Origin of the sequence: Pantoea sp. Ep11b, from assembly GCF_040783975.1 — a bacterium.
Lineage (GTDB): Bacteria > Pseudomonadota > Gammaproteobacteria > Enterobacterales > Enterobacteriaceae > Pantoea.
On sequence record NZ_CP160631.1, the window covers coordinates 238729 to 253527 of the forward strand.

General features: G+C 59.1%; 12 protein-coding genes. 6 read left to right on the top strand and 6 right to left on the bottom strand.

The window, feature by feature from the left end; translation table 11 throughout:
* The first annotated feature begins 5 nt into the window (after positions 1-5).
* Positions 6-1493, top strand: coding sequence for a PLP-dependent aminotransferase family protein (locus tag AB1748_RS01210; protein WP_111141120.1), 1488 nt, complete (start codon positions 6-8; stop codon positions 1491-1493).
* Here AB1748_RS01210 and AB1748_RS01215 read toward each other — a convergent pair.
* A complete protein-coding gene (locus AB1748_RS01215; RefSeq protein WP_111141119.1) occupies positions 1460-2083 on the bottom strand; it encodes a glutathione S-transferase family protein in 624 nt (207 codons plus the stop codon). The two genes, AB1748_RS01210 and AB1748_RS01215, sit on opposite strands and share 34 nt — an antisense overlap.
* A 106-nt stretch (positions 2084-2189) precedes the next feature.
* Between AB1748_RS01215 and AB1748_RS01220 the strand changes: the two genes are divergently transcribed.
* Complete coding sequence (locus AB1748_RS01220; protein WP_111141117.1) at positions 2190-3038, top strand: PhzF family phenazine biosynthesis protein; 849 nt, start codon at positions 2190-2192, stop codon at positions 3036-3038.
* 45 nt (positions 3039-3083) lie between these two features.
* Here AB1748_RS01220 and AB1748_RS01225 read toward each other — a convergent pair whose 3' ends face one another.
* Complete coding sequence (locus tag AB1748_RS01225) at positions 3084-3842, bottom strand: SDR family NAD(P)-dependent oxidoreductase (protein WP_367395919.1); 759 nt, start codon at positions 3840-3842, stop codon at positions 3084-3086.
* 115 nt (positions 3843-3957) lie between these two features.
* On the opposite strand from AB1748_RS01225, the gene AB1748_RS01230 reads away from it, so the two are divergent.
* The 3 genes from AB1748_RS01230 to AB1748_RS01240 all read left to right on the top strand — a co-directional run bounded on the left by AB1748_RS01230 (position 3958) and on the right by AB1748_RS01240 (position 7523).
* Entirely contained in the window at positions 3958-4857 is a 900-nt protein-coding gene (locus AB1748_RS01230; RefSeq protein WP_367395920.1) for a LysR family transcriptional regulator, read from the top strand.
* 45 nt (positions 4858-4902) lie between these two features.
* Complete coding sequence (gene yhjD / locus AB1748_RS01235) at positions 4903-5919, top strand: inner membrane protein YhjD (RefSeq protein ID WP_111141111.1); 1017 nt, start codon at positions 4903-4905, stop codon at positions 5917-5919.
* A 272-nt stretch (positions 5920-6191) separates the two neighbouring features.
* Positions 6192-7523, top strand: coding sequence for an MFS transporter (locus AB1748_RS01240; protein ID WP_111141109.1), 1332 nt, complete (start codon positions 6192-6194; stop codon positions 7521-7523).
* A 357-nt stretch (positions 7524-7880) separates the two neighbouring features.
* Here AB1748_RS01240 and ilvC read toward each other — a convergent pair whose 3' ends face one another.
* Positions 7881-9356 carry a ketol-acid reductoisomerase gene (gene ilvC, locus AB1748_RS01245; RefSeq protein ID WP_111141107.1) on the bottom strand — a complete coding sequence of 492 codons (1476 nt, stop codon included), beginning with the start codon at positions 9354-9356 and terminating at the stop codon, positions 7881-7883.
* Positions 9357-9518: 162 nt separating this feature from the next.
* Between ilvC and ilvY the strand changes: the two genes are divergently transcribed.
* Positions 9519-10400 carry an HTH-type transcriptional activator IlvY gene (gene ilvY, locus AB1748_RS01250; RefSeq protein WP_111141105.1) on the top strand — a complete coding sequence of 294 codons (882 nt, stop codon included), beginning with the start codon at positions 9519-9521 and terminating at the stop codon, positions 10398-10400.
* Here ilvY and ilvA read toward each other — a convergent pair whose 3' ends face one another.
* Genes ilvA through AB1748_RS01265 form a run of 3 tightly spaced genes read right to left on the bottom strand, consistent with a single transcriptional unit; the run spans position 10401 to position 14791 of the window.
* Entirely contained in the window at positions 10401-11948 is a 1548-nt protein-coding gene (gene ilvA, locus AB1748_RS01255; protein ID WP_293773125.1) for a threonine ammonia-lyase, biosynthetic, read from the bottom strand.
* A gap of 2 nt (positions 11949-11950) precedes the next feature.
* Entirely contained in the window at positions 11951-13801 is a 1851-nt protein-coding gene (gene ilvD / locus AB1748_RS01260; protein ID WP_111141101.1) for a dihydroxy-acid dehydratase, read from the bottom strand.
* A 60-nt stretch (positions 13802-13861) separates the two neighbouring features.
* Positions 13862-14791: a branched-chain amino acid transaminase gene (locus AB1748_RS01265; protein WP_111141100.1), complete on the bottom strand. Its 930-nt coding sequence runs from the start codon at positions 14789-14791 to the stop codon at positions 13862-13864.
* Positions 14792-14799: the final 8 nt, after the last annotated feature.

The window sequence follows — 14799 nt, forward strand, 5'->3', positions numbered from 1 at the left end:
CGACTGTGTCCCTTGTTCCCCCATCCGATCGGCCCCTTTATCAGCAGCTTGCCGAGAGCTTCGCCGGGGCCATTCATCAGGGCACGCTGAAACCCGGCAGACGCCTGCCCGCGATCCGGCGCGTGGCCCAGTCCCATCAGGTGAGCGTCAATACGGTGCTGAATGCCTGGCAGATGCTGGAAGATCGCGGGCTGATTGAGGCGCGGCCGCAGTCGGGCTATTACGTGCGCGGGGTCCTGCCCGCCGTGATCCGGCATGGCGAACACAAAACCCGGGTGCGCGATCCCGGCAGCGGCAAGCTCGACCTGATCGATAAGGTCTTTGCGGCCCAGAATCATCCTGACTACATCAACATCTCCCTGGCCTGTCCGCAGGACAGCGAACTCTTTCCTGCTGCGCGCCTCGCCCGGATTACCGCCTCATTGCTGCGTCGCCAGCCCGGCATCATTGGACGCTATGCGCTTCCGCCCGGTAGTGAGCGCTTACGGGAGGAGATCGCCCGACGGGCACTGCACGCCGGGCAGACCCTGACAGCCGATGAGATCACCCTGACCCACGGCTGTATGGAGGCGCTGCAGCTGGCCCTGCGGGCGGTGACCCAGCCGGGTGACTGCGTCGGGCTGGAGTCACCCACCTACTTCTTCCTGTTTCCCCTGCTGGCCTCGCTGGGCCTCCGGGCGCTGGAAATCCCCACCGACCCGCAGCAGGGGCTGTCGCTGGACGCGCTGGAGATGCTGCTTCAGGAGCAGCGCATCCAGGCGCTGATTGCCATGCCGGGCGTGCAGAATCCGCTGGGCTGCGGCCTGTCGCTGGAGAATAAGAAGCGACTCGCGAAGTTAGTGAATACTTACAACGTCCCGCTGATTGAAGATGGGCTGTATGACGAACTGCAGTTCGACTGGCCGCTCTCGCCGCCCGTTAAAGCGTTCGATCGCGATGGCTGGGTCATTTACTGCACCAGCTTTACCAAAACCGTCGCGCCCGATTTTCGCGTTGGCTGGACTGCCGCAGGCCGCTTTCATGATGCGATCGCCCGCCTGAAAGCGGTGTCGTCGATGGCCGAATCCGCCCTGCTCTCGGAAACCCTGGCAGAGTTTCTGGCCTCCGGCGGTTACGACCACCATCTGCGCACCCTGCGTCGCCGCTACGCGGCTAATCTGGATGAGGCACGCGGATTGATCGCCCGCTATTTTCCGGCGGGCACCCGCGCGACGCTGCCGCGCGGCGGCTTCGTTTTCTGGGTTGAGCTGCCGGGTAGTGTGAATACCACCGGGATGTTTGACCGGCTGCTGCAGGAGAAGATTTGCGTCACGCCCGGCGCGCTCTACTCCCTGAGCGAGCGCTATAACCATGCGCTGCGCCTCTCCTGCTGCTATCCGTTCGACGAACGTTACACCCAGGCGATTAAGCGCGCGGGCGAGATCGCCTGTGAGCTGGCGGGACTGCCAGCCGGCGGGGATCAGGGCGTGCCGTTGCGCCCCCAGACGGTATAGCCGCGGCGTTCAGTCAGACGTTCATAATAGGTGCGCACCGCCGGATAGTCGGGGTGGTCGAGCGGGGTCTCAAACCAGCGGTTGACCGCCAGGCCGATGGGAATATCCGCCAGAGTGAAATTTCGTCCGGCCACATAGCGCCCGGTTTTTTCCAGCTGCTGGTTGAGAATGTTCATGGTATGCGCCCAGCCTTTGCAGGCGGCGGCCAGCAGACGCGGGTCCTGATGAGCCGGAGAGTTTCGCACCAGCGACATAAAGGCGTAGCGCCAGGAGGTGTTGAGTTCGGTGGATTGCCAGTCCATCCACTGATCAACAGGCGCGCGAGTCTGCGGATGAAGAGAATAGAGCCACTCGCCGCCATAGGCATTCGCCAGATAGCGCAGGATGGCATTGGACTCCCACATCACGAAATCATCATCCTTCAGGACCGGCACCATCGCATTCGGATTCAGCGCCATGAATTCCGGCAGGTGCGTGGAGCGGAAACCATCGCCCCACTCTTCGCGCTCATAATCCAGATCCAGCTCGTCACACAGCCATAACAGTTTGCGCACGTTGATTGAGGAGGCGCGTCCCAGGATCGTTAGCATTCACAGTCTCCGACAAAACCTTTAACTTATTGATAACGCTGTTGGCGGTGATAAGCAATCTTCCGGCAGAGAAAAGGCCACACTGAACCCAGAGCAAGGAGTCACCATGCAGGTCGCGTTTAAGCAAGTCGATGTGTTTACCTCATCTGCCTTTAACGGCAATCCGCTGGCGGTGATTATGGATGCGCAGGGGCTAAGCGACAGCCAGCTGGCAGCGATCGCCCGCTGGACAAATCTGTCGGAAACCACCTTTGTCCTGCCGCCGCAGCACGAAGAAGCGGACTACCGGGTGCGTATTTTTACCGTGGAAGGTGAGCTGCCTTTTGCCGGACATCCGACGCTGGGCACGGCGCACGCCCTGCTGGAGGCGGGCTGGCCGACCCGGACGCCGGGGGTCATCGTGCAGGAGTGCGGTGTCGGTAACGTGACGGTAAAGAGTAACGAATCGGGCGAACTGGCGTTTGCGGCCCCGGCCGCGACCCTGATGCCCTGGCAGGATGCGCTGCTGGGCAGGGCATTAAACAGTGATGCGTTCGATCTGACGCAAAGCCCGACCGTGGTGGATATGGGCATTCGCTGGCTGCTGGTACCGATGGTCAGCGCCGAAGCCGTTCTGGCACTGCAGCCCGGCGTCAGCGATCTTCAGCAGCTGATTCACCAGGCGGGCGTTTCGGGTGTGATGCCCTTTGGACGTCTGCCCGCGGGCGAGTCTGAGCAATATGAAGTGCGGGGGCTGCTGGTCGAGCATGGCAGCCTGACCGAAGATCCGGTGACCGGCAGCGCCAACGCCTGTCTGGCACGCTACCTGGCGATGACGGGGCAGACGACGCCGTATCGCGTTCGTCAGGGCACGGCGCTGCAGCGTGCCGGCCGGGTGAGCGTGACCTTTGCCGGGGAGACGATCTGGATCGGCGGCCATAGTCTGACCGTTATTGACGGCACGATCACGCTGTAAAACATGGCGGCGTCCGCAAAGGGGTCTGCGTGACGCCGCCCGCCGTTAAATTCCCTGCCCGCCTGACGCTTCGATACGCTGCGCGGTGATCCAGCCGGTTTCGTCACTGAGGATCGCACTGATGGCGTCGCCGATATCATCCGGCAGGCCAACGCGGCCCAGCGCCGTCAGCCCGGCGATCTGCTCGTTGATCTCGCGGGTGTCACGAACCCGGCCACCGCCGAAATCGGTCTCTATCGCCCCCGGTGCCAGGATATTGACCCGGATGCGCCGTTCGCCCAGCTCTTTGGCCTGATAGCGCGTCAGCACCTCCATTGCCCCTTTCATCGACGCATAGGTGGCAGAGCCAGGATAGACCAGCCGGGTCAGCCCGCTGGAGATATTCAGGATGCGTCCTCCGTCAGCGATCAGCGGCAGGAGTTTCTGCGTCAGGAAGTAAGGCCCCCTGAAATGGACATTCATCAGCGCATCAAATTCAGCCTCGGTGGTGTCGGTAAAGGGTTTATAGTGTCCATGTCCGGCGTTGTTCACTAAATAGTCAAAGGTGTGACGCTGCCACTGCTGTTGCAGCACCGTTTTCACCTTGCCGGCAAAGCGATCGAACTGCCCGATTTCGCCGACATCCAGCGCCAGCGCGACCGCACGCCTGCCCAGCGCCTCAATATCTCTCACCACCGCCTGCGCTTCATCCGCGTGGCTGCGGTAGGTCAGAATGATATCGGTGCCTCTGGCGGCCAGTTTTAACGCGCCATCACGGCCTAAGCCACGGTTTGCACCGGTAATTAATGCGACTTTTTGATTCATCTCTCATACCTGTTGAAAAATTGAACACGATTTAAGGATATTCATCCGTCGCTGATCTATAAACAGGGTTAAGCGCGCATCACTGTTTCAATAAAAACAACAATCGGTGAACAACATGGACAAAATTCACGCAATGCAGGTGTTTGTGCGGGTGGCCGAAATGGGCAGTTTTACCCGTGCAGCGGAAAGTCTGGGCATCCCCAAAGGCAGCGTGTCACGCCAGATCCAGGCGCTGGAGAACCAAATGGCAACACGTTTGCTGCATCGCACTACACGCCGGGTGCAACTCACGCAGGATGGGCTGGTCTATTACGATCGCTGCCTCGACCTGCTGTCGATGATTGATGATATGGACAGCCTGTTCCAGCATGAGCCCGCCTCGCTCAGCGGCAAGCTTCGGGTGGATATGTCGGTGGCGATGGCGACCGGTTTTATCCTGCCGCGGCTGCCTGAGTTTTTGCAGCACTACCCCGGCATTGAGGTTGAGCTGAGCAGCAGCGACCGCCAGGTGGATGTGATCCGGGAAGGTTTTGACTGCGTGATTCGGGTCGGCGAACTCAAAGACTCCGGGCTGATTGCGCGAAAAATTGGTACCCATACCTTGATCAACTGCGCCAGCCCTGGCTACCTTTCGCGTTTCGGCATGCCGACCCGGCTGGAAGAGCTGTCGCAGCATGCGATGGTGCACTACAGTCAGCAGCTCGGCCAGGCCTCGCCCGGTTTTGAATATTATGATGGCCGCCAGTGCCACTATGTTCACACCGGTGGCGTAGTGACCGTGAACAGTACGGAGACCTATCGCGCCGCCTGCCTGGCCGGTCTGGGGATTATTCAGGTGCCCGCCGCCGGGATTCAGCCATTACTGGAGAGCGGTGAGCTGGTGGAGGTGCTGCATCGCTTCCCCGCCCGGCCCATGCCGATTCATCTGCTCTATCCGCACCGGCGCAATGTGGCGCGTCGCGTACGGGTTTTTATGGAGTGGCTGAGTCAGGTGTTACAGGAGTACGTCACCTGAGCGGCTATACTTTGATTTTAATGATAAACAGGACAGTGAAGGTCTATGACAGACAAGCAGGAAAACCCACAGGAAACGTCGCCGGAAAAGCCGCTTATCGACTTCAAAACCGGTAATCACACCGTGGATAAATCGATCGTTCGCGTGTCGCGTTTCGTCAGCTGGTTTCAGTCTATTCCGGCCGTGGCGCACTTTATCCGTGCTCTCGATCGCTTCAACGACCGGCTCGGCAGCCAGTTTGGCGCGGCCATTACCTATTTCTCTTTTTTATCGCTGATCCCGATCCTGATGGTGTCGTTCGCAGCCGTAGGTTTTGTGCTGGCATCGAATCAGGATCTGCTGACCGATATCATCAACAAAATCGTCAGCAGCATCAGCGACCCGACGCTGGCCACCACGCTGAAGAATACGGTGAACACTGCGATTCAGCAGCGCGCCACGGTGGGGATTACCGGTTTGCTGCTGGCGCTCTACTCCGGTCTGAACTGGATGGGGAATCTGCGTGAAGCGATTCGCGCGCAGTCGCGCGACGTCTGGGAGCGGCAGCCGGATGACAAAGAGAAGATCTGGAAACGCTATATCCGCGACTTTCTGTCGCTGACCGGCCTGATGCTGGCGCTGGTGATTACGCTGTCGCTGACCTCGGTGGCTGGCTCTGCGCAGGCGACCATCGTGAGCGCACTGGGGCTGGATGGCATCGACTGGCTGCGGCCTGCCCTGACCATTATCGCCACCTCGATTTCCGTCATGGCTAACTACCTTCTGTTCCTCTGGATTTTCTGGATACTGCCGCGTCATAAGCCGCGCAGGAAGGCGCTGTTTCGCGGCACCCTGCTGGCAGCCATCGGTTTTGAGGTGATTAAGTTTGTGATGACGCTGACGCTGCCGAAGCTGGCGACCTCGCCTTCAGGGGCGGCATTTGGTTCAGTGCTGGGCCTGATGGCGTTTTTCTACTTCTTCGCCCGTCTGACGCTCTTCTGTGCCGCCTGGATCGCCACGGCTAAATATAAAGACGATCCGCAGATGCCTCAGGCGGGCAGCGCAAAACAGAAAGCATCGTAATCGGTTAACAACAGCGGAAAATGTCTCCCCTCAGCTACTTTTTAATCAGATAACAGGATGAATAGCTGAGGGGTCACTTTTATTTAGCCCTTTCTCAGAGTATCCCGCCAGATATCACCCGGTTTTCCCCGGTATCGCCCGGCATTCGTCGCACCACAGAAATTATCCTCTTTTTGCCCGCTGAAGCCAGACGTGGCGCGGGTTTTCATCATTGAATGCACCCTGGCAGATGCGTAAGATTCTTTGTCTGTATTTACAAATAAGAAACAGTTATGCAAGCCTCCCTCACAGACACACTCGACAAACAGCAGGACCCCACACCCGTTAACTCACGCAGTAAAGTGGTGATTGCGTCGCTGGTCGGAACGGCCATCGAATTCTTCGACTTTTACATTTACGCCACGGCTGCGGTCATTGTTTTCCCGCACATTTTCTTCCCGCAAGGGGATGCCACGGTCGCTACGCTCCAGTCGCTGGCTACGTTCGCTATCGCCTTTGTGGCGCGTCCGATTGGCTCGGCGGTGTTCGGCCACTTCGGTGATCGCGTAGGGCGCAAGGCCACGCTGGTGGCATCGCTGCTGACCATGGGGATCTCTACCGTGGTGATTGGCCTGCTGCCGGGCTATGAAACCATCGGCGTGATGGCGCCACTGCTGCTGGCGCTGGCGCGTTTCGGTCAGGGGCTGGGGCTGGGCGGTGAATGGGGCGGTGCGGCGCTGCTGGCTACCGAGAATGCGCCCGCGAAGAAGCGTGCGCTTTATGGCTCCTTCCCTCAGCTGGGTGCGCCGATTGGCTTTTTCTTCGCAAACGGGACCTTTCTGCTGCTCTCCTGGCTGCTGACCGACGAGCAGTTTATGCAGTGGGGCTGGCGCGTGCCCTTTATCCTCTCCGCCGTGCTGGTGCTGATTGGCCTCTATGTGCGCGTGTCGCTGCATGAGAGTCCGGTGTTCGCCAAAGTGCAGAAAGAGAAGAAGCAGGTCCGGGTGCCGATTGCCGCGCTGCTGCGTCAGCATCTGACCGCCACTATTCTCGGCACCTTTATTATGCTGGCGACCTATACGCTGTTCTACATCATGACTGTCTACTCAATGAGCTACGGGACCACACCCGCACCTGCCGGTCTGGGTATACCGCGTAACAGTATGCTGTGGATGCTGATGCTGGCGGTGATTGGCTTTGGGGTGATGGTGCCGATTGCCGGGCTGCTGGCGGATCGCTTTGGTCGTCGCAAGACCATGATCACCATTACGCTGATGATTATCGCGTTTTCGTTCCTGTTCCCGGCGATGCTCGGTTCCGGTTCACAGGCGCTGGTAATGGTGTTCCTGCTGCTGGGGCTGAGTATTATGGGCCTGACGTTTGGCCCGATGGGCGCGCTGCTGCCGGAGCTGTTCCCGACGGAAGTGCGTTACACCGGTGCTTCGTTCTCCTATAACCTCTCCTCCATTCTGGGTGCCTCGGTAGCGCCTTATATCGCGACCTGGCTGAATGCGCACTATGGCCTGCAGGCAGTGGGATTCTATCTGGCGTCGATGGCGGTGCTGACGCTGATTGCACTGCTCGCCTGTAAAGAGACGCGCCATCAGACGCTGTATGACGTGTAATCCCGCGGGATGAAGGTCAGCGAAACCCGGCAGCCGCCGGGTTTTTTTATGGGTTTCGCGCAGCGCCCGGGTGAACAGATGAACACGGCGGAGCGGGGAGTACGGGAACGGCATCCGCTCTGAACATCGCCCGGCGATCGGGCGAGAGGCGCAGGGAGCGTTGCTGAACAACGCAACGCGTTGGCCCGCCGCTCAGGGATGAGGGGCGTAATCGCGCGGGCCGGGTGGACAGGGAGTGGCTTAAGCGCCTTTCCGGACTGACCGTACTCCCCTGGCAGGCACGGTCAGGCACTGTTTACAAATAAAAAAACCCCGGCAAGCCGGGGTCTGTTTTGCTGAAAAGGGTGTTGCCGGTGATTAGCCCGCGACAGCGATACGCTTCATATCGGTCATGTAGCCACGCAGCTTGCGGCCCACGGTTTCAATCGGATGCTGACGAACGGCTTCGTTGACGTCACGCAGCTGCGCGTTGTCGACCTGTGTGCCTTCAATCGCTTTACCCAGATCGCCAGGCTGCAGCGTGGTCATGAACTCTTTCAGCAGCGGCACCGCCGCGAAGGAGAACAGGTAGTTACCATATTCAGCGGTGTCGGAGATCACCACGTTCATCTCATACAGGCGTTTACGGGCAATGGTGTTTGCGATCAGCGGCAGCTCATGCAGCGACTCATAGTAAGCTGACTCTTCGATGATGCCTGCGTCAACCATGGTTTCAAACGCCAGCTCAACGCCCGCTTTAACCATCGCCACCATCACCACGCCTTTGTCGTAGTACTCCTGCTCTTCGATTTTGCCTTCGTACTGAGAGGCCGTTTCGAACGCGGTCTGGCCGGTCTCTTCACGCCAGGTCAGCAGTTTTTTATCATCGTTGGCCCAGTCTGCCATCATGCCGGAGGAGAATTCGCCGGAGATGATGTCATCCATGTGCTTCTGGAACAGCGGCGCCATGATGGTTTTCAGCTGCTCTGACAGCGCATAGGCGCGCAGTTTCGCCGGGTTAGAGAGGCGATCCATCATCAGGGTGATGCCACCAAACTTCAGCGACTCGGTGATGGTTTCCCAGCCGAACTGGATCAGTTTCTCTGCGTAAGCCGGGTCGGTGCCTTCCGCCACCAGCTTGTCGAAGCAGAGCAGTGAACCGGCCTGCAACATGCCGCACAGGATGGTCTGCTCGCCCATCAGGTCAGATTTCACTTCGGCAACAAACGAAGATTCCAGTACGCCAGCGCGGTCGCCACCGGTCGCAGCAGCCCAGGCTTTGGCAATCGCCATGCCTTCGCCTTTTGGATCGTTTTCCGGGTGAACCGCGATCAGGGTCGGCACGCCGAAGCCACGCTTATACTCTTCACGGACTTCCGTACCCGGGCACTTCGGTGCCACCATGACGACGGTGATATCTTTACGGATGCTTTCGCCCACTTCGACGATGTTGAAGCCGTGAGAGTAGCCCAGTGCAGCACCATCTTTCATCAGCGGCTGAACAGCCTGAACCACAGCAGAGTGCTGCTTGTCCGGCGTCAGGTTGACCACCAGGTCCGCCTGCGGGATCAGATCTTCGTAGGTGCCCACTTTGAAACCGTTATCGGTCGCTTTACGCCAGGAAGGACGTTTTTCCGCAATCGCTTCAGCACGCAGTGCATAGGCAACATCCAGACCGGAATCGCGCATGTTCAGACCCTGGTTCAGGCCCTGTGCGCCACAGCCAACGATAACGACTTTTTTGCCTTTCAGGAAACTGGCACCGTCTGCAAATTCGTCGCGAGCCATGAAGCGGCATTTACCTAATTGCGCTAACTGGTTGCGCAGATTCAATGTGTTGAAATAGTTAGCCATGGGAACTCCGGTAAGGTTGTGTTTGCTTTTTTTGTTCAGGAACGGCGTGTCATGCAACGCCGCGAATGACCCCATCATATGACAGGAATTCTGTTGCTTAAATTGATATATTAACAACGTCACATTGCAATAAATGCAACACCACTCAGAGGCGACGCGCGCATGGATTTACGGGATCTGAAACTGTTTCTTCATCTGGCAGAAAGCTGCCACTTCGGGCGCAGCGCGCGGGCGATGCATGTCAGCCCCTCCACGTTGTCGCGCCAGATTCAGCGGCTGGAGGAGGATGTCGGTCATGCGCTGTTCCTGCGCGATAACCGCACCGTGACGCTGACGGAGGCGGGTGAACGCCTGCGCCAGTTTGCCCAGCAGACGCTGTTGCAGTATCAGCAGCTGCGCCATGTGATGGATCTGAATGGCCCGTCGCTGAGCGGCGAGCTGCGCCTGTTCTGCTCGGTGACGGCGGCCTACAGCCATCTGCCGCCTATCCTCGACCGCTTTCGTGCGGAACATCCGCAGGTCGAGATCAAACTGGATACTGGCGATGCCGCAGATGCGGTGGAAAAAGTGCACTCCGGCGATGCCGATTTAGCGATAGCGGGTCGCCCTGAAACCCTGCCCGCCAGCATCGATTTTATGCCCCTGGGGCTGATTCCGCTGGTGCTGATCGCGCCCGCTCTGCCCTGCGCCGTGCGCACCCAGGCCACGCAGCCACAGCCCGACTGGTCAAAAATTCCCTTTATCCTGCCCGTGCAGGGCCCGGCGCGGCGGCGTATCGACCTCTGGTTCCGCCGTCATCGCATCCCGAATCCGTTAATTTACGCCACGGTGTCGGGGCATGAAGCGATTGTCTCGATGGTGGCGCTGGGCTGCGGCATTGCGCTACTGCCAGATGTGGTGCTGGAAAACAGCCCGGAACCGGTGCGTAACCGCGTGCTGATGCTGGAGAATGTGGAGTCTGTCGCGCCGTTTGAGCTGGGCATCTGCGTACAAAAAAAGCGGCTCGGTGAGCCGCTTATCAGTGCGTTCTGGAGCCAGCTGTAATCAGCTGCCTGACAGGAAGAAGCGGAATGCCGGGTTCTGGCTTTCGTCGTGAAAGTCGTAACCCAGATCGGTGAGGTGCTCTTCAAACCGTGGCTCATCGCTGCCAAGTTCAAACGCGGCCAGCACCCGGCCATAATCGGTGCCGTGGCTGCGGTAGTGGAACAGCGAGATATTCCAGTGGGTGCCGAGCGTCTGCAGGAACTTCAGCAACGCGCCCGGCGCTTCCGGGAATTCAAAACTGAAAAGCCGTTCACGCAGCGGTTTGGTCGGACGGCCGCCGACCATGTAGCGCACATGCAGTTTCGCCATCTCATCATCGGAGAGATCGACCACCTGATAACCGCCACGGGTCAGCTCGCCGATGATTTCGCTGCGCTCTTCCATACCCCGGGTCAGTCGCACACCCACAAAGATGCAGGCTTTGTCCGCATCGGCGTAGCGATAGTTGAACTCAGTGATAGACCGTCCGCCCAGCGTCTGGCAGAAACGCAGGAAACTGCCCTGCTGTTCCGGAATGGTGACGGCCAGCAGTGCTTCACGCTGTTCGCCCAGCTCGCAGCGCTCAGAGACGTAACGCAGCCCGTGGAAATTGACGTTGGCACCGGATAACACATGCGCCAGCCGCTCGCCTTTGATCTCATGCTGCTGGATATACTTTTTCATGCCCGCCAGCGCCAGCGCACCCGACGGCTCCGCCACAGCACGAACATCTTCAAACAGATCTTTCATGGCCGCACAGATCGCATCGCTGTCGACCGTGATGACTTCGTCGATGTAGGACTGACAGAGCCGGAAGGTTTCGCTGCCAATCCGTTTAACCGCAACGCCCTCAGCAAACAGCCCGACGCGCGGCAGGTCGACCGGATGACCCGCCTCCAGCGCCGCTTTCAGACAGGCGGAGTCCTCTGACTCCACCGCGATCACTTTGATCTGCGGCATCAGCTGCTTGATCAGCACCGCAACGCCGGCCGCCAGGCCACCGCCGCCCACCGGGACAAAGACCCGGTCAAGGTGCGCATCCTGCTGCAGCAGCTCCATGCCCAGCGTGCCCTGCCCGGCAATGACGGCCGGATGGTCAAACGGCGGAACGAAGGTATAGCCGCGCTGTTCAGAGAGTTCAATCGCTTTGGCTTTCGCCTCGTCAAAGTTGGCCCCGAACAGGAAAGCCTCACCGCCAAATGCGCGTACCGCATCAACCTTGATGTCTGCGGTTGCCAGCGGCATCACAATCAGTGATTTGATGCCCAGTTTCGTGGCTGAGAGCGCCACGCCCTGCGCGTGATTTCCGGCTGACGCCGTCACCACGCCGCGCGCTTTCTGCTCTTCATTGAGGCCGGCAATCATCGCGTAAGCCCCGCGCAGCTTGAAGCTATGCACCGGCTGACGATCTTCCCGCTTCACCAGAATGGTGTTGCCGAGACGCGATGAGATTTTTTCCATAACCTGCAGCGGCGTCACCTGTGCCACTTCATACACCGGTGAACGCAGTACTGCGCGCAAATACTCCGCGCCGCCTGGCGCGTCGGGTAGCGGTTGAGACTCGGCCACGGTTAGCCTCCCAGCTTGCTCTTATCGCGGACCGCACCTTTGTCGGCGCTGGTCGCGAGTGATGCGTAAGCACGCAGCGCAAAGGAGACTTCACGCTGACGATTGACCGGCGTATAGGCCGCATCGCCACGCGCCTGCTGCTCTTCACGACGGGCGTGCAGTTCGTTGTCCGGCACGGCGAGTTTAATGCCGCGATTAGGGATATCGATCTCGATGGTGTCACCATCCTTGACCAGCGCAATGGTGCCGCCGTTAGCCGCTTCCGGCGAGGCGTGACCGATTGAGAGGCCGGACGTGCCACCCGAGAAGCGACCGTCGGTGATCAGGGCACAGCTTTTGCCCAGGCCCATCGATTTCAGGTAGGTGGTCGGATAGAGCATCTCCTGCATACCCGGCCCCCCTTTTGGCCCTTCGTAGCGGATAACGACCACGTCGCCCGCCACCACTTTGCCGCCCAGAATCGCTTCTACCGCGTCATCCTGGCTTTCATAGACTTTGGCCGGGCCGGTAAAGGTGAGGATCTCTTTATCTACGCCTGCGGTTTTCACGATGCAGCCATCTTCCGCAATGTTGCCGTAGAGCACGGCCAGACCGCCATCCTGCGAATAAGCGTTTTCGCGGGTGCGGATGCAGCCTTCAGCACGATCGTCATCAAGCGTATCCCAGCGGCAGCTCTGCGAGAACGCCTGGGTGGTACGGATACCGGCAGGGCCCGCGCGGAACATATCTTTTACCGCCTGATCCTGAGTCAGCATGATGTCGTACTGATCCAGCGTTTCACGCATGGTCTGCTGCAGGATGTTGCGGGCGCTGCTGTCAAACAGGCCAGCGCGATCCAGCTCGCCGAGAATCGCATAGACGCCACCCGCACGGTGCACATCTTCCATGTGGTATTTTGGGGTGCTGGGTGCCACTTTACAGAGCTGAGGCACTTTGCGTGACAGGCGGTCGATGTCAGAGATGTTGAAGTCGATATCGCCCTCCTGCGCCGCCGCCAGCAGGTGCAGGACGGTATTGGTGGAGCCGCCCATCGCGATATCCAGCGTCATCGCATTTTCAAACGCCGCCTTACTGGCGATATTTCGCGGCAGGACGTTTTCGTCATCCTGCTCGTAGTAACGTTTGGTCAGGCTGACGATACGCTTACCGGCATTGATGAACAGCTCTTTACGGTCGGCGTGGGTGGCCAGCAGCGAGCCGTTGCCCGGCTGCGACAGGCCGAGAGCTTCGGTCAGGCAGTTCATGGAGTTAGCGGTGAACATACCAGAGCAGGAGCCGCAGGTCGGACAGGCAGAGCGTTCGATCTGCTCGCTGTCGGCATCGCTGACGTTGGGGTTCGCCCCCTGAATCATCGCATCCACCAGATCCAGTTTGATGATCTGGTCGGACAGTTTGGTTTTACCGGCCTCCATCGGGCCGCCGGAGACGAAGATCACCGGGATGTTCAGGCGCAGTGACGCCATCAGCATTCCCGGCGTGATCTTGTCGCAGTTCGAGATGCAGACCATGGCATCGGCACAGTGTGCGTTGACCATGTACTCGACAGAGTCAGCGATCAGCTCACGCGAAGGCAGGGAATAGAGCATGCCGCCATGGCCCATGGCAATACCGTCATCCACCGCGATCGTGTTGAACTCTTTGGCTACGCCACCTGCCGCTTCAATCTGCTCAGCAACCAGCTTACCCAGATCGCGCAGATGGACGTGGCCCGGCACAAACTGGGTGAAGGAGTTGACGACGGCGATAATCGGTTTGCCGAAATCGTCGTCGGTCATTCCTGTTGCGCGCCAGAGGGCACGGGCACCCGCCATGTTGCGGCCGTGGGTGGTGGTAGCGGAACGGTACTTAGGCATGCTCTTTACTCCAGTGAAAATAAGTTCGCGGACATCCAGCGATATCCGCGCAAGGTCTGGTTACGCGTTAACCGGGTCCAGCCAGCCCCATTTGTCTTCGGTCTCGCCGGTGAACAGGCCAAAGAATGCCTGCTGAATGCGTTTGGTGACCGGGCCGCATTTGCCTTCGCCGACCTGAATACGGTCCACGCTGCGCACAGGGGTGATTTCTGCTGCAGTACCGGACATGAAGACTTCGTCGGCCAGGTAGAGAGATTCACGCGACAGCGTCTGTTCGCGCACTTCGATACCCATATCACGCGCCAGCGTGATGATCGCATCGCGGGTGATGCCCGGCAGTGCCGAAGAGGTAAATGGCGGGGTAAAGAGCACGCCATCTTTGACTTCAAACAGGTTTTCGCCTGCGCCTTCTGAAATCAGACCATTGGTATCCAGCGCGATCCCTTCCTGATAGCCGTGACGACGGGCTTCGCTGCCCACCAGCAGTGAGGAGAGATAGTTTCCGCCCGCTTTCGCGGCGGTCGGCAGAGTATTTGGCGCAACGCGGTTCCATGAGGAGACCATCGCATCAATTCCGTTCTCCAGGGCTTCAGCGCCCAGGTATGCGCCCCACGGGAATGCGGCGATAATCACATCGGTGGTGAAACCGTCTGGCGGGTTTACGCCCAGGCCTACATCGCCGACAAAGGCCAGCGGACGGATATAAGCACTTTTCAGTTTGTTTACGCGGATGACTTCGCGGCACGCTTCCATCAGCTCATCAACGCTGCTTTTAATCGGGAAACGGTAGATTTTGGCGGAGTCGTGCAGACGTTGCATGTGTTCACGATGACGGAACACAACCGGTCCTTTGTGAGAGTCGTAGCAGCGCACGCCTTCAAATACCGACGTACCGTAGTGCAACGCGTGGGACATAACGCTGACCTTCGCCTCTTCCCACTTAACCATCTCGCCATTGAACCAAATAAAGTCTGCTTTCTTCGTGCTCATTGTTATTC